General features: G+C 70.4%; 17 protein-coding genes. 13 read left to right on the forward strand and 4 right to left on the reverse strand.

Features of this window, described 5'->3' with window-relative positions:
• Positions 1-101 precede the first annotated feature (101 nt).
• Together ACFC96_RS27310 and ACFC96_RS27315 are read left to right on the forward strand one after the other, a co-directional pair.
• Entirely contained in the window at positions 102-875 is a 774-nt protein-coding gene (locus ACFC96_RS27310) for a YidC/Oxa1 family membrane protein insertase (RefSeq protein ID WP_376614585.1), read from the forward strand.
• Positions 876-989: 114 nt separating this feature from the next.
• Positions 990-1,847, forward strand: coding sequence for a fumarylacetoacetate hydrolase family protein (locus ACFC96_RS27315; protein WP_376256560.1), 858 nt, complete (start codon positions 990-992; stop codon positions 1,845-1,847).
• Between the two features lie 108 nt (positions 1,848-1,955).
• Here the strand turns inward: ACFC96_RS27315 and ACFC96_RS27320 are convergent, their stop codons facing one another.
• Positions 1,956-2,420, reverse strand: a complete 465-nt coding sequence (locus ACFC96_RS27320) for a heme-degrading domain-containing protein (RefSeq protein ID WP_376614587.1) — start codon at positions 2,418-2,420, stop codon at positions 1,956-1,958.
• Complete coding sequence (locus ACFC96_RS27325) at positions 2,417-3,526, reverse strand: Gfo/Idh/MocA family oxidoreductase (protein WP_376614589.1); 1,110 nt, start codon at positions 3,524-3,526, stop codon at positions 2,417-2,419. The genes ACFC96_RS27320 and ACFC96_RS27325 overlap by 4 nt, the downstream gene beginning before the upstream one ends.
• 55 nt (positions 3,527-3,581) lie before the next feature.
• On the opposite strand from ACFC96_RS27325, the gene ACFC96_RS27330 reads away from it, so the two are divergent.
• From ACFC96_RS27330 to ACFC96_RS27380, 11 genes are all read left to right on the forward strand, one after another.
• Positions 3,582-4,793: an ROK family transcriptional regulator gene (locus tag ACFC96_RS27330; RefSeq protein WP_376614590.1), complete on the forward strand. Its 1,212-nt coding sequence runs from the start codon at positions 3,582-3,584 to the stop codon at positions 4,791-4,793.
• A 123-nt stretch (positions 4,794-4,916) separates the two neighbouring features.
• Positions 4,917-5,966: a hypothetical protein gene (locus ACFC96_RS27335; protein ID WP_376614592.1), complete on the forward strand. Its 1,050-nt coding sequence runs from the start codon at positions 4,917-4,919 to the stop codon at positions 5,964-5,966.
• A 91-nt stretch (positions 5,967-6,057) separates the two neighbouring features.
• Positions 6,058-6,816 carry a GntR family transcriptional regulator gene (locus ACFC96_RS27340; protein WP_376256551.1) on the forward strand — a complete coding sequence of 253 codons (759 nt, stop codon included), beginning with the start codon at positions 6,058-6,060 and terminating at the stop codon, positions 6,814-6,816.
• 186 nt (positions 6,817-7,002) lie between these two features.
• Positions 7,003-8,058: an ABC transporter ATP-binding protein gene (locus ACFC96_RS27345; protein ID WP_376256549.1), complete on the forward strand. Its 1,056-nt coding sequence runs from the start codon at positions 7,003-7,005 to the stop codon at positions 8,056-8,058.
• Positions 8,051-8,923: a 2-aminoethylphosphonate ABC transporter permease subunit gene (locus tag ACFC96_RS27350; RefSeq protein ID WP_376256547.1), complete on the forward strand. Its 873-nt coding sequence runs from the start codon at positions 8,051-8,053 to the stop codon at positions 8,921-8,923. Before ACFC96_RS27345 ends, ACFC96_RS27350 begins: the two co-directional genes overlap by 8 nt.
• Positions 8,910-9,707 carry an ABC transporter permease gene (locus tag ACFC96_RS27355; RefSeq protein WP_376614594.1) on the forward strand — a complete coding sequence of 266 codons (798 nt, stop codon included), beginning with the start codon at positions 8,910-8,912 and terminating at the stop codon, positions 9,705-9,707. Before ACFC96_RS27350 ends, ACFC96_RS27355 begins: the two co-directional genes overlap by 14 nt.
• Positions 9,708-9,757: 50 nt before the next feature.
• The gene (locus tag ACFC96_RS27360; protein ID WP_376614596.1) at positions 9,758-10,819 is read left to right on the forward strand and encodes a 2-aminoethylphosphonate ABC transporter substrate-binding protein; all 1,062 of its coding nucleotides are present in this window, start codon (positions 9,758-9,760) and stop codon (positions 10,817-10,819) included.
• 171 nt (positions 10,820-10,990) lie between these two features.
• On the forward strand, positions 10,991-11,770 hold the full coding sequence (locus ACFC96_RS27365) for an HAD-IIA family hydrolase (protein ID WP_376256541.1): 780 nt from the start codon (positions 10,991-10,993) through the stop codon (positions 11,768-11,770).
• Positions 11,771-11,857: 87 nt separating this feature from the next.
• On the forward strand, positions 11,858-12,433 hold the full coding sequence (locus tag ACFC96_RS27370; RefSeq protein WP_376614597.1) for a hypothetical protein: 576 nt from the start codon (positions 11,858-11,860) through the stop codon (positions 12,431-12,433).
• Positions 12,434-12,446: 13 nt separating this feature from the next.
• A complete protein-coding gene (locus ACFC96_RS27375; RefSeq protein ID WP_376614599.1) occupies positions 12,447-13,121 on the forward strand; it encodes a class F sortase in 675 nt (224 codons plus the stop codon).
• A 356-nt stretch (positions 13,122-13,477) separates the two neighbouring features.
• Positions 13,478-14,515, forward strand: coding sequence for a glycoside hydrolase family 6 protein (locus tag ACFC96_RS27380; protein ID WP_376256535.1), 1,038 nt, complete (start codon positions 13,478-13,480; stop codon positions 14,513-14,515).
• A gap of 67 nt (positions 14,516-14,582) precedes the next feature.
• Here ACFC96_RS27380 and ACFC96_RS27385 read toward each other — a convergent pair whose 3' ends face one another.
• Both ACFC96_RS27385 and ACFC96_RS27390 read right to left on the reverse strand, forming a co-directional pair.
• Positions 14,583-16,520, reverse strand: a complete 1,938-nt coding sequence (locus tag ACFC96_RS27385) for a galactose oxidase-like domain-containing protein (protein WP_376614601.1) — start codon at positions 16,518-16,520, stop codon at positions 14,583-14,585.
• Entirely contained in the window at positions 16,517-18,436 is a 1,920-nt protein-coding gene (locus ACFC96_RS27390) for a glycosyltransferase family 2 protein (RefSeq protein ID WP_376614603.1), read from the reverse strand. The genes ACFC96_RS27385 and ACFC96_RS27390 overlap by 4 nt, the downstream gene beginning before the upstream one ends.
• Positions 18,437-18,500: the final 64 nt, after the last annotated feature.

An 18,500-nucleotide genomic window follows, 5' to 3' on the forward strand; every position in this document is an offset into this window, starting at 1 on the left:
TACACCCGAAGTCCCCCTGCGCACGGGCCGTCACGCCGATCGGCCGCCCTTCCCGGCGGTCTTCCGATTCCGGCACGACGGGACCCCCGGAGGGCTCACCCATGTCGACGTTCATGTCTGTCTTCGCCAGTCTGGTCGAGCACATCGCCGACCTGCTCGACCCGATCTTCCACGCCTCGGCGACCGCGGCGGCGATCGTCCTGTTCACCGCGTTCGTACGCCTTCTCGTGCACCCCCTGTCCCGGGCCTCGGCCCGCGGGCAGCGCCAGCGCGCCAAGCTCCAGCCGCGCATCGCCGAGCTGCGCAAGAAGCACAAGAAGAGCCCGGAGAAGCTCCAGAAGGCGATCATGGAGCTGCACAAGGAGGAGAAGGTCTCACCGCTGTCCGGCTGTCTGCCGAGCCTCTTCCAGCTCCCCGCCTTCTTCCTGCTCTACCACCTGTTCTCGAACGGCAGCATCGGCGGCGAACCCAACGCCCTGCTCGGCCACACCCTCGGCGCCGCGCCGCTGGGCGGGCGCTTCAAGGACGCGCTCGCGGACGGTGGGCTCTTCGGCGCCCAGGGCGTCGTCTATCTGTGCCTGTTCGTGATCGTCGCGGCGGTGGCGAGCTTCAACTACGCGCGCACGAAGCGTCAGATGGCCGCCCAGCCGATGCTGCCGGCCGCCGCGGACGGGCCGCAGGCGCCGGGCGCGGGCGCGATGGCCTCGATGACGAAGATCATGCCGCTGATGTCGTTCATGACGCTGTTCACGGTGGCCTACGTGCCGCTCGCCGCCGCCCTGTACGTGGTGACGAGCACGACGTGGAGCGCCGTCGAGCGGGCCGTCCTCTACCGCGACATGCCCTCCGCCGCGGCGCTTGCTACTGCCGCGTAAAGGTCCAGTCCGTGAACGAGGTATTGCGGACTGGACAAGGACCTTGGACGATCGACCAGTCCTCCGATGGCTGCACCCGTCGCGAGGTCCCTCCTCGATCAAGGAGTCTCAACCATGAAGCTGCTGCGAGTCGGTACCGCTGGGGCGGAGCGCCCGGCCCTGCTCGACGCTGAAGGTGTCCTGCGTGACCTGGGCGGAGTCGTCCCCGACATCGACGGGGAGCTGCTCGCCGACGACGCGGCGCTGGGACGCGTACGGGCCGCCGCCGAGTCCGGCGAGCTGCCCGCGCTCGACGCGGACGGCCTGCGGATCGGCCCGCCGGTCGCGCGGATCGGCAAGGTCGTGTGCATCGGCCTGAACTACCACGACCACGCCGCCGAGACCGGCGCCGAGCCGCCGGCGGAGCCCGTCGTCTTCTTCAAGGCGGCGGACACGGTCATCGGCCCCGACGACACCGTGCTCGTGCCGCGCAAGTCCGTGAAGACGGACTGGGAGGTCGAGCTGGCGATCGTCATCGGGCGTACGGCGCGCTACCTGGAGTCGCACGAGGAGGCCCTCGCGCACGTCGCCGGATACGCGGTGGCGCACGACGTGTCCGAGCGCGAGTTCCAGATCGAGCGCGGCGGCACGTGGGACAAGGGCAAGAACTGCGAGACGTTCAACCCGCTGGGCCCCTGGCTCGTGACGGCGGACGAGGTCCCGGACCCGCAGGCGCTCGGCCTGAAACTGTGGGTCAACGGCGAGCTGAAGCAGAACGGCTCGACGGCCGACCAGATCTTCCCGGTCGCCGAGGTCGTGCGGTACGTCAGCCAGTTCATGACCCTGTACCCGGGCGACGTGATCAACACGGGGACGCCGGCGGGCGTGGCGATGGGGCAGCCCGAGCCGAAGCCGTACCTGCGCGCCGGGGACGTGGTGGAGCTGGAGATCGAGGGTCTGGGGCGCCAGCGCCAGGAACTCAAGGACGCGTAGCGCTCCGCGCGGGGGCGGGGGAACTGCGGGGGCCGTCGGCCGGTTGGTCGGCGGCTCGTCCGTCGGGACCGGCCGCGCAGTTCCCCGTGCCCCTGAGGGGGCGCGTGTCTAGCCCGTGATGAAGAGGTCCAGGGCCTTCACCACCAGTGCGTGGTCCTCCAGCTGGGGGAGGCCGGAGACCACCACCGCTCCGATGACTCCCGCGCCCTCGACGGCCAGCGGGAACGCGCCACCGTGCGCCGCGTACGTGTCCGGGTCGAGCCTGGACGAGTCCTCGAACGTCGTGCCCTTCGCCCGGAAACGGGTTCCGACCAGCAGCGACGAGCAGGAGTAGCGCTCCACGACACGGCGCTTGCGGGCGATCCAGGCGTCGTTGTCCGGGGTCGAGCCCGGGAGCGCCGCGTGGAAGAGCTGCTGGCCGCCGCGCGTGATGTCGATCGCCACCGGCGCCCGGCGCTCCCTGGCCAGCTCGACGAGCAGCGAGCCCAGCTCCCAGGCGTCCTCGTGAGTGAACTTCGGCAGGACCAGGCGGCGCTCCTGCTCCTCGATCTCCTCGACCGTCGGCGCGCTCACAGGGCCACCGTCACACCGTCGCGGGCCGAGTGGCGGGCCGCCTCCAGGACGTCGAGCGCGGCCGCGGCCTGCTCGGCGGTGACCGGGTTCTCGCCGGTGCCGCGCAGGGCGGCGGCGACGGCCGCGTAGTACGCGGGGTAGGCGCCGGGGAGCGTCTCGACGGCACGGCCGCCGCCGGTCAGCGGCGACTCGCCGGAGCCGATCCGCCCCCACATCGCCTCGGGCTCCACGCCCCAGGGCTCACCGGCCGCCGGGATCGCGCCCTCGCGCAGCACCGCCTCCTGCGGGTCGAGGCCGTACTTCACGTAGCCGGCCTGCGAGCCGAGGACGCGGAAGCGCGGGCCGAGCTGGGCCGCGGTCGCGGAGACGTACAGGTGGGAGCGGACGCCGTTCGCGTGCGTGACGGCGATGAACGTGTCGTCGTCGGCCGCCGCGCCCGCGCGCCGCACGTCGGACTCCGCGTAGACAGAGACGGCCGGGCCGAACAGGACGAGGGCCTGGTCGACGACGTGGCTGCCGAGATCGTAGAGGAGACCTCCGATCTCTTCCGGGTCGCCGGACTCGCGCCAGCCGCCCTTGGGCTGCGGACGCCAGCGCTCGAAGCGTGACTCGAAGCGCCAGACGTCGCCGAGCTCGCCCTGTGCGATCAGGCTGCGCAGCGTGAGGAAGTCGTTGTCCCAGCGGCGGTTCTGGAAGACCGAGAGCAGCAGGCCGCGCTCCTCGGCGAGAGCCGCCAGCTCGCGTGCCTCGGCCGCGGTGCCGGCGATCGGCTTGTCGACGACGACCGGGAGGCCCGCCTCGAGGGCGGCCGTCGCGATCGGTACGTGCGTCTTGTTCGGGGAGGCGATGACGATCAGGTCGAGCTCGTCGGCCCGCGCCCACAGCTCGTCCGGGGTGGCCACGCAGCGGATGCCGTCACCGAAGGAGGCGCGGGCCTGCGCCTGGCGCTCCGGGTTCGAGGTGACGACCGTGTCGAGCACGAGGCCGTCGGTCGCGGCGATCAGCGGGGCGTGGAAGACGGAGCCCGCCAGGCCGTAGCCGACGAGACCGACGCGGAGGGGGGAGCCGGTGGTCCCAGCCGTACCTGATGTCATGCCTTCAGTCATGCATCCACTTAAGCAACGGTGTTGCCAAAGTGCAAGCGGAGGGGACAATGGGGGAGTGAACAGGGCTTACTCCGGGGTCAATCTGGCGGTGCTGCGAGGCCATAACGCCGCACTCGTACTCGATCTGCTGCGCACGGCGGGTGACGAGGGCATCAGCAGGCTCGAACTGGCCGAGCGCACCGGCCTCACCCCGCAGGGCGTCAGCAAGATCACGGCACGGCTGCGGGAGCAGGGCCTGGTCACGGACACCGGGCGGCGCGCCTCGACGGGCGGCAAGCCGCGCACCGTCCTGCGCCTCGTGCCGGACGCGGGATACGCGGTCGGACTGCACCTGGACCGCGACGAACTGACGGCCGTCCTGGTCGACCTCGCGGGCACGGGCGTCGCCGAACGCCGCTCCCCGCTGGCCTTCGGCGCGGGCGGAGACGCGGTGGTGGAGGCGGCGGCGAGCGAGGTGGAGGCCCTGCTCACGGATGCGGGAGCGGGAGCGGGAGCGGACGCCGGGGACGCGACCGACCGCGACCCGGACCACTTCGACGCGCAGGACCCCGTACCCCCGGAACTGCCCACCCCCCGCGTCCTCGGCGTGGGCGTCGCCCTGCCCGGTCCCCTCGACCACTCCTCCGGAGTGCTGCACCGCGTCACCGGTTTCCCCGAGTGGGACGGGTTCCCCCTGCGGGACGCGCTCGCGACGCGGCTCGGGCTGCCCGTGGTCGTGGACAAGGACACCAACGCGGCCGCGCTCGGCCTCGCGCTCGCCGGGTGCGGCGACTCGTTCGCGTACCTCCACCTCGGTACGGGACTCGGCGCCGGACTCGTCCTGGGCGGCGCGCCCTACCGCGGGCCGCGCACCGGAGCGGGCGAATTCGGCCACCAGGTGATCCAGCTGGACGGCCCGCCCTGCGGCTGCGGCAACCGCGGCTGCATCGAGGCGCTGTGCCTCGCGGCGGTCGCCGCCGGTTCCTTCGACGAGGCCGCGCGCGTGCTCGGCGAGGGTGCGGCGAACATGGTCGGCCTCCTCGACATCGACCTCGTCCTGCTCGGCGGGCGCACGGTCGCGGCCGCCGAGGAGCGCTTCGTCGAAGGGGTGCGGGCGGTCCTCGGGGAGCGGGCGCGGCGCGGCGGCACGGTGGAGGTGCCGGTGCTGCGCGCGCCGGGGTCGGAGAGTGCGGTGGTCGAGGGCGCGGCCCAGCTGGTCCTCGCACCCCTGTTCGGTCGGGCGCACGGTCGCTTCCCGGCCAACCGGAATGACAGAAATCTGAGCTGATCGAGCGGAATCTCTCGTGCATCGGGCCGAATGGGGCTCCGCCGGGCCGGTACAGGGCGCGGCGCGCGTGAGATGGTCGCGGCGGCAGTACCCTTCCCGACCCGCGATCAGCAAAGGCTCTCCATGCGACCGCGTCTCCCGCTCGCCGTCACTGCCGTGGCCCTGACTTCCGTGGTGACCGCCGGCCCCGCCCTCGCGGCCGACCCGGTCGGGTCCGGGGCCGACCCGCGCGAGCCCAGCTGCGCCGCCCAGCACCCCGCCGACTTCCCGATCGCCACCCGGATCCACGGCGGCCCCACGACCTATCACCCCGGCGGCGGCTTCCGGGCCTGGTCCCTCGACCTGACGAACAAGACCGACGCCGAGTGCGCCGCCATCCACCCCGTCCTCGTACTCATCGACAAGAAGCGGACGCTGGTGACCCGGCAGATCCGGCTGGAGTTCTCCGACGGCAGGCGCTACCACCCCGTCCGCTTCGAACGGACCGACCGGGACGAGAACATCGGCGTCTTCGACGACGGCTTCCCCGGCTTCCGGGTGGGCCCGGGCAAGACCGTCACCGTCCGGGCCCGGCTCACCTTCACCTCCGACGCCCGGCCGAACAGCGTCGTCGCCAACGCGGCCGTCGTGCGGCGCCGGGACGACGACGGCGACTGGGTGGGGGAGTCGGGCGACTACCGGTTCACGCTGGCCGACGAGGAGAAGGGCGGGGGCGGCGTTCAGTCCAAACGGCCCCCCGGCGAGCAGCCCGTACGGTCCCCCGGCGCGCGGCGCGACGAACCCGGCGCAGGGGATGACGGCCTGGTGAAGCCCGGCCGCGACAGCGGCACCGCGAGCGGCCGGCCCACCGACGGCCCCGGCCCCACCACTACCGCGCCCAGTCCGCCCTCCACCCCCACCCCCACTGTCACCGCTGGAACTGGCACAAGCGCAGACACCGGCACAGGTGCGGACACAGGAACCGGTACAGGCACCGGAACCGGTCGGGACACCGGTAGGGACGCAGGCGCAGACACTGGCGGCGACCGCGGCGACCTCCCCCTCACGCCCAGCGAACTCGCGCGGACCGGGCCGCGCTCCCTGCGCGGACTCGGCCTCACGTCGGGCGCCCTGCTCATCGGTGGGGCGGCCCTCGTGGCGGGCTCCAGGCGGCTGCGCACCGACCGCCGGTGAGGGCCGATTCCGGCCACGGCGTCCGCCGCGCGCAGCGCACTCCGGGACGGCCCCCGACACCCCGTTAACAAATGTCTGCGAACATCCCTGGGTGGATTACCCGAACGACCAGGCGCCTGGCGCACCCGTACGCGCCGGCATCCCCGAGCACGGCCGCATCCCGAAGTACTACGCGGTCAAGGCCCATGTCTCCGCGCTCCTCGACGAGCTGGGCGAGGGCGAGCCGCTGCCCACCGAACGGGACCTGGCCCTGCGCTTCGAGGTGGCGCGCGAGACCGTGCGCCAGGCGCTGCGCGAGCTGCTGCTCGAAGGGCGACTGCGCCGCCGGGGCAGGGCGACGGTCGTGGCCGGGCCCAAGCTGGAGCAGCCGCTGTCGATGGCCAGTTACACCGAGGGCGTGCGCCGCCAGGGCCGCCGCCCCGGACGTACGCTCATCGGCCTCGACCGCTTCCCGTGCCCGGCCGCCCTCGCCGGCGAGATCGAGGTCGAGCGGGGCGAGCCGGTGTGGCACATGGAGCGTGTGCTGCTCGCCGACGACGAGCGCGTCGGTCTGGAGAGCACCTATGTCGCCGTGGCGCGGATGCCACGCCTCGACGTGGACTTCGACCCGGACTCGTCGTTCTACACGTATGTGCACGAGCGCCTCGGGATCGAGTTCGGGTCCGCGGACGAGCGCATCGAGACCGTGCTGGCCACCCCGCGCGAGGCTCTCCTGATCGGCACGCCGCCCGCCCTGCCGATGCTCCTCATCCACCGGGTGTCGTCCGACACGAGCGGCCGGCCCACGGAAAGGGTGCGGACGCTTTACCGGGGGGACCGGTTCTCGTTCACCACGCGTTTGGGCAACTGACCGCCGGAGGGCGGCAGTTGACCCATTCGGGTAACGGGAACGTAACGGGTCTAGGCCAACCTTGGGTGGCCGTTCACCGTCCCGTTGCCGTGCGGACCTGTACGGGTCATCCATCCCGAGGAGCGTGGCCGCCGTGAGAGAGAAGACCGACCCCATACCCGCCGTGTGCCTGGGAGCTGAGCGCTGATGGCCGGCGGCATCCGCTTCGACAAGGTGTCCGTCGCCTACGGTGCGAACACCGTCCTCCACTCCCTCGACCTGACGGTCGAGCCCGGCGAGGTCATGGCGCTGCTCGGCCCGTCCGGCTCCGGCAAGACGACGGCCCTGCGCGCCGTCGCCGGATTCGTGCGGCCCGCGTCGGGCCGCGTCCTGATCGGCGACCGCGACGTCACGGACCTGCCGCCCCACCGGCGCGGCATCGGCATGGTCGTCCAGCAGTACGCCCTCTTCCCGCACCTGCGCGTGGAGGACAATGTCGCCTTCGGCCTGAAAGCGCAGAAGGTCGCCAAGGCCGAGATCCCCGCCAGGGTCACCGAGGCCCTGGAAATGACCGGCATGGCGTCCTACGCGAAGCGCTACCCGCGCGAGCTGTCCGGTGGACAGCAGCAGCGCGTCGCCATCGCGAGGGCCCTCGCCATCCGGCCCGGTGTGCTCCTGCTCGACGAGCCGCTCTCCGCGCTCGACGCGCAGCTGCGCTCCGGCATGTTGGCCGAACTGGCCCGCCTGCACCGCGAACTGCCCGACGTGTCGATCCTCTACGTCACCCACGACCAGGTCGAGGCCCTCACCCTCGCCGACCGGATCGCGGTCATGGACAAGGCGCGGCTCCAGGACTGCGGGACCCCGCAGGAGCTGTACCGCAGGCCCCGCACCGAGTTCACCGCCTCCTTCGTGGGCAACGCCAACCTCCTTCCCGTACAGGTGGGTTCGGGTTCGGTGTCCTTCGCCGGCGCCCGGCTGAAGGTGCCCACCGGCGACGTCGCCTCCGGGGCGTCCGCCACGCTGTGCGTGCGCCCGCACCTCGTCGGACTCGGCGACGGGCCCAACGCTCTCACCGGCTCCGTGTCCGAGGTCCAGTGGCGCGGCTCCACCCACCGCCTGTACGTCGACGTGGACGGCCACCGGCTCAAGGCCGACCTGCGCGAACTGCGCACCCCGCCCGCGCTCGGCGACGAGGTCACCGTGCACTTCGCCCCCGAGGACGCGGTGCTGCTCTCGGCCGGGGTGAGCAAGGATGGCTAGTGCCACGCTGAGCACGCCGGTGAGCAAGGAGGCGAGCTCCCGCAAGGGGATGCCGAAGTGGGTGTGGGCGCTGCCGCCCGTCGCCGTACTCGCCCTCGTGTTCCTCTACCCGCTCGCCCTCGTCGTGCAGCAGTCCGTGCAACCCGACACCGGGGGCACCTCGCTCGAGCCGTACGCCGACGTCTTCGCCTCGTCCGCGTTCCGGGAGGCGCTCGGGACGACGGTGTGGCTGGCGCTGGGGGCGACCGTCGGATGCCTCGTGCTCGGGTTCGGGCTCGCGCTCGTCATCGCGTTCGTCCCGTTCCCCGGCGGGAAGGCCGTCGCCAAGTTCATCGACGTGTTCCTCTCCTTCCCGTCCTTCCTGATCACCCTCGCGCTGCTCTTCGTCTACGGATCCGTGGGCATGGCCAACGGACTGTGGACGGACGTCACGGGTGCCGCCTCGGGGCCCTTCCAGTTCCTGACCACCCCGTGGGGCGTGCTCCTCGCCGAGATCACGTACTTCACGCCGTTCGTGATGCGCCCGCTGCTCGCCGCGTTCTCGCAGATCGAGACCGCGCAGGTGGAGGTGGCGTCCTCCCTGGGCGCGAAGCCCGCCCGCATCGTGCGCCAGGTCATCCTGCCCGAGGCGCTGCCCGCGCTCGCCGCCGGCGGCAGCCTCGTCCTCGTCATGTGCCTCAACGAGTTCGGGATCGTTCTCTTCACCGGCGCCAAGGGCGTCACCACGCTCCCGATGCTCGTGTACAGCAAGGCGATCCTCGAGTCCGACTACCCGGGCGCGTGCGTGGTCGCCGTCGTCAACGTCCTGATCTCCGTGGGCCTCTACGGCCTCTACCGGGTGGTGAGCCGCCGTGCTGGTGCATAGCCGTAAGGGCAAGTGGGCGACCTGGGTCCTCTTCTTCGCCCTCTTCCTGCCGCTGTTCGCGCTGCCGCTGCTCGTCATCGTCGCCGCGTCGTTCGCCACGAGCTGGTCGAGCGCCCTGCCGACCGGGTTCACCGGCGGTCACTACCAGGCCGCCACCAGCGGCGCGTCGCTCCAGGCGCTCACCACCAGCCTGGTCACCGCCGTCGGCGCCAGCCTCCTCGCCCTCCTGATCGGCACGTGGGCCGCGCTCGCGGCCGCCGCGCTGAAGAAGGGCGGCCGCCGGGTGCTCGACGCCCTGTTCATGCTGCCGGTCGCCGTGCCGTCCGTCGTGGTCGGCCTCGCCGTGCTCGTCGCGTTCTCCAAGCCGCCGATGGTGCTCAACGGCACCCGCTGGATCGTCGTCCTGGCGCACACGATTCTTGTCACGGCGTTCGCCCACCAGTCGGTTTCGGCCGCGATCGTACGACTCGACCCCGCGTACGAGCAGGCCGCGGCGTCGCTCGGCGCCCGCCCCTCGTACGTCCTGTGGAAGGTGAAGCTGCCCCTCCTGCTGCCGTCGCTGAACGCGGCCGCGGGACTCTGCTTCGCCCTGTCCATGGGCGAGCTGAGCGCCACGATGATGCTCTACCCGCCGGACTGGATGCCGCTGCCCGTGCAGATCTACGCGATCACCGACCGCGGCTCCCTGTTCACCGGATCGGCGCTCTCCGTGATCCTCATGGCGACGACGCTGCTCGTCCTGCTGCTCGTCTCGCGGATCCGCACCAAAGCCTCTTACCGCTAGGCCCCGCGCCGCCCTCATGTCCTGACCCTCTGCAAGGAGTTCACCTCGCCATGCGCAGAAACACGCTCAAGCCGATCGCCGCCGTCACCGGAAGCATCGCCCTCGCCGCCACCCTCTCCGCCTGCGGCGGCAACTCCGCCGCCTCCGACGACAAGACCGTCACCGTGTACAGCGCGGACGGCCTCAAGGGCGAGAACGGCGACGGCTGGTACGACCAGGTCTTCAAGGACTTCACGAAGAAGACCGGCATCAAGGTCGAGTACGTCGAGGGCGGCTCCGGCGAGATGGTGCAGCGCGCCGCCCGCGAGAAGTCGAACACCCAGGCCGACGTCATCGTGACGCTCCCGCCGTTCATCCAGCAGGCCGACGGCAAGGGCCTCCTGCAGAAGTACACGCCCCGGGGCGCCGACCAGGTCGACGGGGCCGACAAGGCCGCCGACGGCACCTGGACCTCCGTCGTCAACAACTACTTCGGCTTCGTCTACAACAAGAAGGACCTGAAGACGGCGCCCACCACGTGGGACGAGCTCCTCGACGGCACGTACAAGAACAAGCTCCAGTACTCCACGCCCGGCGTCGCCGGCGACGGCACCGCCGTCGTCGTCAAGGCCCTGCACGACTTCGGCGGGAAGAAGCCCGCCATGGACTACCTGAAGAAGCTCCAGGCCAACAACGTCGGCCCGTCCGCCTCCACCGGCAAGCTCGCCCCCAAGGTCGACAAGGGTGAACTCCTCGTCGCCAACGGCGATGTGCAGATGAGCTTCGCGCAGTCCAAGACCATGCCGAACCTCGGCATCTGGTTCCCGAAGAAGGCCGGCGGCAAGCCGACCTCGTTCGCCCTGCCCTACGCCGGCGGCCTCGTGAAGAACGCCCCGCACAGCGAGAACGGCAAGAAGCTCCTCGACTTCATGCTGTCCGCCGGGGCGCAGCAGCAGGTCAGCTCCATCGGCGGCGGCTTCTCCGCGCGCAAGGACGTCAAGGCGACCGACGAGAACGCCATCGCCCTCGCCAAGGTGATGGACGGCGTCGAGATCTTCGAGCCCGACTGGAACGACATCGACAAGAACCTCCAGACGTACGTGGAGGACTGGAAGTCGGCGACCGGCAGCTGACCTGCCGGCCGTCTCCGCGGCGGTCCCGCCCGTCCCGGCCGGTCCCGGCGGACTCGGCGGGGTCGAGATCAGCCAGGCCTGATTAGGCTTGGGGGCGTCGGCACAGAGTGGTCCCGGCGTCCCAGCTATTTCTTGACCCCAGTGTTTTCTTGTATGGCAGGAGACCGGCACATGGCAGAGCGCAAGCCCATCGAATCGTGGCTCACCGACATGGACGGTGTGCTCATCCACGAGGGCGTGCCGATCCCCGGCGCCGATGCCTTCGTCAAGAAGCTCCGCGAGTCGGGCAAGCCCTTCCTGGTGCTGACGAACAACTCGATCTACACCGCCCGTGACCTCCAGGCCCGGCTGACCCGCATGGGCCTGGAGGTGCCGGTCGAGAACATCTGGACGTCGGCCCTGGCCACCGCCAAGTTCCTCGACGACCAGCGCCCCGGCGGCACGGCGTACGTCATCGGCGAGGCCGGCCTGACGACGGCGCTGCACGACATCGGATACGTCCTCACCGACCACGACCCCGATTACGTGGTGCTCGGCGAGACACGCACCTACTCGTTCGAGGCCATGACGAAGGCCGTCCGCCTGATCAACGACGGCGCCCGCTTCATCTGCACCAACCCGGACGAGACCGGCCCCTCCACCGAGGGACCGCTGCCCGCCACCGGCGCCGTCGCCGCGCTGATCACCAAGGCGACCGGCAAGCAGCCGTACTTCGCGGGCAAGCCGAACCCGCTGATGATGCGCACCGGCCTGAACGCGATCGGGGCGCACTCGGAGAGCAGCGCCATGATCGGCGACCGCATGGACACCGACGTCCTCGCGGGCCTCGAGGCCGGGATGAAGACCTTCCTCGTCCTGACGGGGCTTACCGGCAGGGCAGACATCGACCGCTATCCCTTCCGGCCTTCCGAGGTCGTCAATTCCATCGCTGACCTGGTCGAACTCGTCTGATCCCGGTCCCGGGGGCGGCCTTTTCCGGCGCCCCCGGGATGCGGATCGGGCCTGCGCGCGTGACCCTTCCAGTACAGGAGGTTCACCATGCGTAGAGAGATGTTCGCTCTCCGTGCCATAGGGGCGGCCGCCGTTCTGGTGACACTGCCCGTCGCCGCCGCCCACGCCGAAGGCGGGGGACCCGACGAATCCAGCGGTTCCGTCACCGTCACCCCCTTCGCCCCCGCCACCGGGACCCAGGTAGACCTCAGGGTCTCCGGTTGCAGGGAATCCAAGGGCAAGGCCTACTCGGACGCCTTCGAGGCGCCCGGCGATCTCGTCCCGTCCGCGGACCAGCCCACACTGACCAGCCAGGCCCGCATCCGCTCGTCCGCGACACCCGGGATCTACGAGATCAGGGTGACCTGCGACGGCGTCACCAGCAAGGTCAAGGGCAGCGTCCAGGTCCTCCAGCCGGGCCGGCCCACGCCGGTGCCCACCGCACCCGTGCACGCGGGCGGCGGCGGTACCGCACAGCTCACCGCGGCCCACACCACCGAGATCGTCGACGGTCTGCGCGCGGAGGGCCCCGGCACCTGGCACACGGTGCTCGGCCTGGTGCTCGCGGCGGTCGCGGCCGTGGCCGTGGCCCTGCGCAGCGTCCGCCGGCGCCGCTCCGACTGAGCGGGGGCCGATCATGGCTGACGGCGAACGACCGCACGGCAACGGGCGGCTCGTGACCGGAGTGGCCTGGGCCGTACTGCTGCTCGGCCTGTGGCTGTGGGGCCGCGGAGTCACCGACATCCACGGCCTGTCCGCGCCCACCACGGGCGACGCTGCCGCCGTCGGACGGCCGCTCGGCATCGAACTGCCGCCCGCGCACAAGCCGATGGCCGGCGCGGAACCGCAGCGCGTCGATGTCTCCGCACTGAAGATCGAGGCGCCGGTGAAGGCCCGCGGCCTCGACGGGAGCGGCGCGATCGACCCGCCGCCGTTCTCGCAGGCAGGCGTCGTCGGCTGGTACGGCGGCGGCGCGAAGCCGGGCGAGCGCGGCACGGCCCTGCTCGTCGGGCACGTCGACACGGACACCAGGCCCGCCGTGTTCTACCGTCTCAGCTCGGCCAAGCCGGGCGACAAGGTGCGGGTCGCACGGGACGACGGCTCCGTCGCCGAGTTCACCGTCGACGACGTGCAGGTCTTCAGCCGCGCCCGGTTCGACGCGCAGAAGGCATACGGCCAGCGGCAGTCCGACCGGGCCGAGCTGCGGCTGATCACGTGCGGCGGCTCCTTCGACCGGGCGTCGCGCAGCTACACCGCCAACGTCGTCGTGTCCGCGTACCTCACCGGCGTGTCCGACGCGCCCGCGCACTGACAACCTGGCCCGGCCGGCGGCCCGCTCCCCCTGGGGAGACGCCGGCCGGGCTGGTCCTCGACCGCGCGCGCTCGGGCTGCGGGAGTAACCCGGCGTCGGCGCGGGAGGTCTGGAGAGACCTGCCCTCCCCGGAGCGGTGGTGCGGTCCGGGGCTCGGGCCGCTCACGACGACTCTAGAGGGGAAGGGCGACGCGGCCTAGAGGCTGTCCGACGCCGAGTCCGGATGTGCTCGCACCCCTGGTGAACACCGAACACGGGCGCTGTAACAGGTAGTTGACGAACCCTGTCCGCCCTCGTGGTCGCGGCGGCCCGTATGCCAGGATTGAGAGCCGTACAGGGCACCCGAGGGGGAGTGGATGTACCGCAAGGACGCAGGCCGCGTACGCGGTGTCGGCGCCTGGGGGGTGAGGGCGGGCGCGGCGGCCGTGGGGGCGGCACTGCTGGTGTCCGGATGTTCCTCCGGGGACGGCAAGGACAAGAACGGCTCGTCGTCACCCGTGAAGCAGCAGCCGAAGGGGTCCGACCCGTTCTGGGTCAACCCGGACGGCAGCGCCGCCAAGCAGGTCGCCGCCTACGAGAAGGCCGGCAAGAAGGACGACGCCGAGCAGATCCGGAAGATAGCCGAGCAGCCGAGCGGCGAGTGGATCCTCCCGGAGAACGCGGAGGACCAGGCCCGGGGCTACACCGAGGCCGCCGACCGGGCCGACCGGGACGCCCTGCTCGTGCTCTACAACATCCCGCACCGCGACTGCGGCCAGTTCTCCAAGGGCGGCGCGGCCGACGGGAACCAGTACCGGGCGTTCATCGACAGCGTCGCCCAGGGCATCGGGGACCGGCGCGCGACGGTGATTCTGGAGCCAGACGCCGTGCAGCACATGGTGGACAACTGCACGCCCGAGGAGTTCCACGAGGAGCGCTACGACCTTCTCAAAGGTGCCGTCGGCAAGCTCAAGTCGCTGAAGAACACGACGGTTTACCTCGACGCGGGCAACGCCGGCTGGGGCAAGCCCGACCAGATCTTCCAGCCGCTGCAGTGGTCCGGTATCGACCAGGCCGACGGCTTCTCGGTCAACGTGTCGAACTTCTACACCACCGCGGACTCCGTGAAGTACGGCAAGGAGCTCTCGGCGAAGGTCGGCGACAAGCCGTTCGTCATCGACACCAGCCGCAACGGCAACGGGCCCTACACGGGCGGCAACCCCGACCAGCGCTGGTGCAACCCGCCCGGTCGGGCGCTGGGCGAGGAGCCCGGCACCAAGACGGGTGACCCGCTGGTCAAGGCGTACCTGTGGGTCAAGCGGCCCGGCGAGTCGGACGGCGACTGCAAGGGCGGCCCGAAGGCCGGGGCCTGGTGGCCGGAGTACGCGATGGGTCTCGCCAAGGCCACCCAATAGGGACGGCGGCCCAAAAGCCGTAAGGGGGGTGAGGGCCCGGGCCCTCACCCCCCTCACGTGCGGGCCCCTACGGCACGTGCACCCACTGTGCCTTGCTGGGCGTGCCCTGATCATCCGTCACGAACAGCATGTACCAGCCCGACTCGACCAGGCTGCGGTTGTCCGGGACGGTCACCGTGACGCTGTCCTTCGACTTCTTCAGGTCGAGGGCGATCGACGTCTGGTCGACGTCCGTGACGTGCGTGGACGCGCTCGGCCTGATCAGCCGGGCCGTCCGGATCGCCGTCGCGTGGTCCGACCTGTACGTCGCCGTGCCGCCGCGCGCGACGGTCTTCGTGCCGCCGCTGAGCGTGGGCCGTGCATCCTGGTACAGGTACGGCGGCGTGTAGATCTCGATCCGCTGCTCGAAGACGCCGGGCTTGGTGTTCGCCTTGTCGGCGTAGAGCGAGTCCGAGCCGAAGAACATCACGCGGCCGTCGGGCAGCAGGATCGAGCCCGAGTGGTAGTTGCGGCCGACGAGCGGGTCGGCGACGCGCTTGAACGTGTCGGTCTTCACGTCGTACAGCCGCGCCTGGTGGATGTTGGAGTCGCCGCGGCCGCGGTAGTCCTCGGAGCCGCCGGACACCAGGACCGTGTCGTCGGGGAGCGTGGAGGACTGCGGGTAGCGCGTGCCCTTCTCCAGCTCGGGGCCGTCGACGAACTTCGGGTCCTTCGCCTTGAGGTCGACGATCCGCGTCTTGCGGCTCGACTCCTTGGACTCGCCGACCCCGCCGCCGCCGACCACCATGTAGCGCTGGTCCTGCGCGGGCGGCAGTTCCACCGTGCCGGCGGTCTCCATCAGCTTGGGGTCGCTCAGCCCGGGAATCTTCTGGAACTTGTTGGTCGTGAGGTCCCAGATGCCGGGCGTGCGCCCGACGTTGTCGGGTCCGTACCCCGCGTTGGCACCCGAGTAGAAGATCTTCCCGTCCTCCATCTGGAAGAGGGCCGGGTACGTCGGGAACTGACGGATCCCCTTCGTGTACGTCCACTTCCTGGTCTTCGGGTCGTACGTCTCGTTCTTGCCGGGGACGAGCTGGCCGATGTCGTCGAGCCCGGAGACCGAGAGGACCTTGCCGTCCGAGAGCGTGGTCAGTGTCGGGTACCAGCGCGCCTCGTTCATCGGGTCGACCTTGATGTACTTCTCGGCGACCGGGTCGAACTCGTAGCTGTCCCGGATCCCCTGGAAGTCCTTCTTGTCCAGGGCGAGCTTCTGCGCGATGCCGTAGACGTTGCGGGCGTCGGCGCCCTTGAGGCCCTGCACGCGGTAGTTGTCCTGCGTACCCGTCTCGTACTTCGTGCCGCTGTTCTGCGCCTCGACGTAGACCCGGCGGATGCCCGGGTCGTTGCGCAGGAACTTGCCCGTCTGGGGGTCGAAGACCTTCTTCGCCCGCTCGATGGTGATGTTCTCGCTGGTGACGAAGGTCTTGCCGTTCTCCTTGCCGGTGAACCTGGACCCCTTGGGGATCGTCTTCGGCTCGTCCGGGTCCTCGTTGTGGACGATCATCAGGCCACCGGCCTTGGTGACGTCGCCCTTGAGCTTCTCGTAGCTCTTGGTGCCGCCGGCGATGAGCAGATTGCCGTTGGCCAGCTGCGTGTGGCCCGTACAGAACAGGTCGCTGGGCGTGGGGATCTTCTTGATCGTCCCCTTCACCGGGTCCCACAGCCGGGTGTCGAACTTCTTCGCGTCGAAGTTGTCCTGGTTGTTCCCGGACCCGGCCACGAGCAGGATCTTGCCCGTGTGCAGCAGGGCGGCGTGGATCGTGTTCTGCCGGTACTCCTCGGGGAACTCGACGATGTCCCACTTGCCGTTCTCGGCCTTGTACTCGGGTCTGTCGATCTTGTACGCGTGATACTTCGCCGAACCGAACCGGTAGAGCCACGGGCCGTTCATCCCGGCGAGCGCTAGCACCACCACCGAGCCGATGGCTATGCGTCGGGCACGGCGGCGGCCGGCACCGTCTTTCATTTCTTACGTCCCCCAAGGGCGATCTGCATGGTCTGGTCGGGCGCGGTCCAACTCGGCTTCTCCTGCGCGGCATGCGCCGGCGCGGCCGGGTGCCCCCCTTGGTCCGCGGGAGCGGCCGGAGCCTTCGGCTTCTTCCTGTCCTGCCGCATCGTCCACCGCCAGGCGACGATCGGCGAGGCCGTGATGAGCAGCGCGAACGAGGCCCAGGTGAGCATCGCCGGGTGGGCGTGCCCGAACACGAAGGACGCGATCATGGAGGCCGCGAAGACCAGGATGAAGAACAGGTGGATGCGGAACGTGCCGAACAGCGTGTCGGGGCTGGCCGACTCGCCCTTGGGGGTCACCACGAACTTGCTCTTGCGCCGCAGCACGGCGTCCATCAGGGAGCGTGCGTAGATCGGCGCGGACAGTGCCGACATCACCATGCCCGCGATACCGCCGGAGCCCTCGGGCTCGTGCGGCGACACGTTGTGGCGGCGGTTCCAGATGTAGAGGCCGATCTGCAGCGCGGACGCGTTGCCGTACAGCATCAGCCAGATGGTCGGGTCGATGTTCACGCCGGAGGCGCCGAGACCGAGGAACAGGGCACAACTGAGCGCCGCCAGAATCCAGTTCATGGCGGACATCGGGTAGAAGATGACCATCATCGTGTAGTTGAAGAAGCGGCCCGGCGGGAGCGAGAACGGCGCCTTCCAGAACTGCTTGAGGATCGTCTCGTACGTGCCCCGGGACCAGCGCAGCTGCTGCGTGAAGAAGTCGGTCCAGGCGTTCGGGCCCTCACCGACGGCGAGTACGTCGGGCGTGTAGACCGACTTCCACTTCTTGCCCGTGGCCGGGTTCTCGGCGCGGTGGATCTCGAAGCCCGTCGCCATGTCCTCGGTGATCGAGTCGTACAGACCGCCGATCTGCTTGAGCGTCCTGATGCGTACGGCGTTGGAGGTACCGACGAACATCGGAGCGCCGTAGGCGTTGCCCGCGCGCTGGATCAGGGCGTGGAAGAGGAACTGCTGGGACTCGGCGGCCTTCGTGACGAAGGAGTCGTAGTTGCCGTAGACCTGCGGGCCGATGACGAAGCCGACGTTCTCGTCGCGGAAGAAGCCGAGCATCCGCTCCAGGTAGTTGGGCAGCGGCACATGGTCGGTGTCGACGGAGGCGAAGTAGTCGTAGTCGTCGCCGTGCGCGTCCAGCCAGGCGTTGTAGTTGCCGTGCTTGGTCTTCGCGCGGTGCGGGCCCTTGGCCTGGTTCCACCTCGCCACGCCCTTGCGCGAGAAGTGGTGCACGCCGAGGCGCTCGCAGACCGCCTTCACCTCGGGGTCGTCGCCCTCGTCGAGGAGCCAGATGTGCAAGAGCCCTCGGTGGCGCAGCTTCACGGCCGCCTCCAGGGTCTTCGTCACCATCTCGATCGGCTCCTTGCCGGGCACGAACGAGGTCAGGAACGCGACCCTCGTGCCGGTCTCGGGCACCACCGGGATCGGGTCACGGGCGACGAGTGTGGCGTGCGCGTTCGACAGCACGTTCAGGCAGCGGAAGAACTCGATCAGGCCGATCGACACCAGCATCACGACGTCGAGCACCGGCAGGAAGTCGTACGCCGGGTAGTCGCGCTCCGTCCAGTGCTCGGGCTGGAGCAGCCAGAAGAGCAGTACGAGAGACAGGAGCGGCGCGGCGCCCAGCATCAGCGCGGCCCGCAGCCGGTGCGGCTCCTGCGAGAGCAGCGAGCGGTACCGCACCGTGTACGGCTTGCCGGGGTCGGGCTGGGTCAGCGGCCCCGCGAGCCGGCTGTAGTGCTCGTAGTCGTAACGCGGCAGGGACTTCTGGATACGCCGGAAGCCGCCGGTCCGATGCGGCGGCACGCGTAGCTGGGTGGTCTGGGACGGATCGAAGTTCTGCCGGGCGCCTGTCGGCGTCGACGTCATGAGTCATTCCCCCCGCACGCAAGTCACTGCGTGGTCGTCGGTCATCCGTCCGGTCCGGTCCCCC

The sequence above is a fragment of the Streptomyces sp. NPDC055955 genome (assembly GCF_042270245.1).
Lineage (GTDB): Bacteria > Actinomycetota > Actinomycetes > Streptomycetales > Streptomycetaceae > Streptomyces.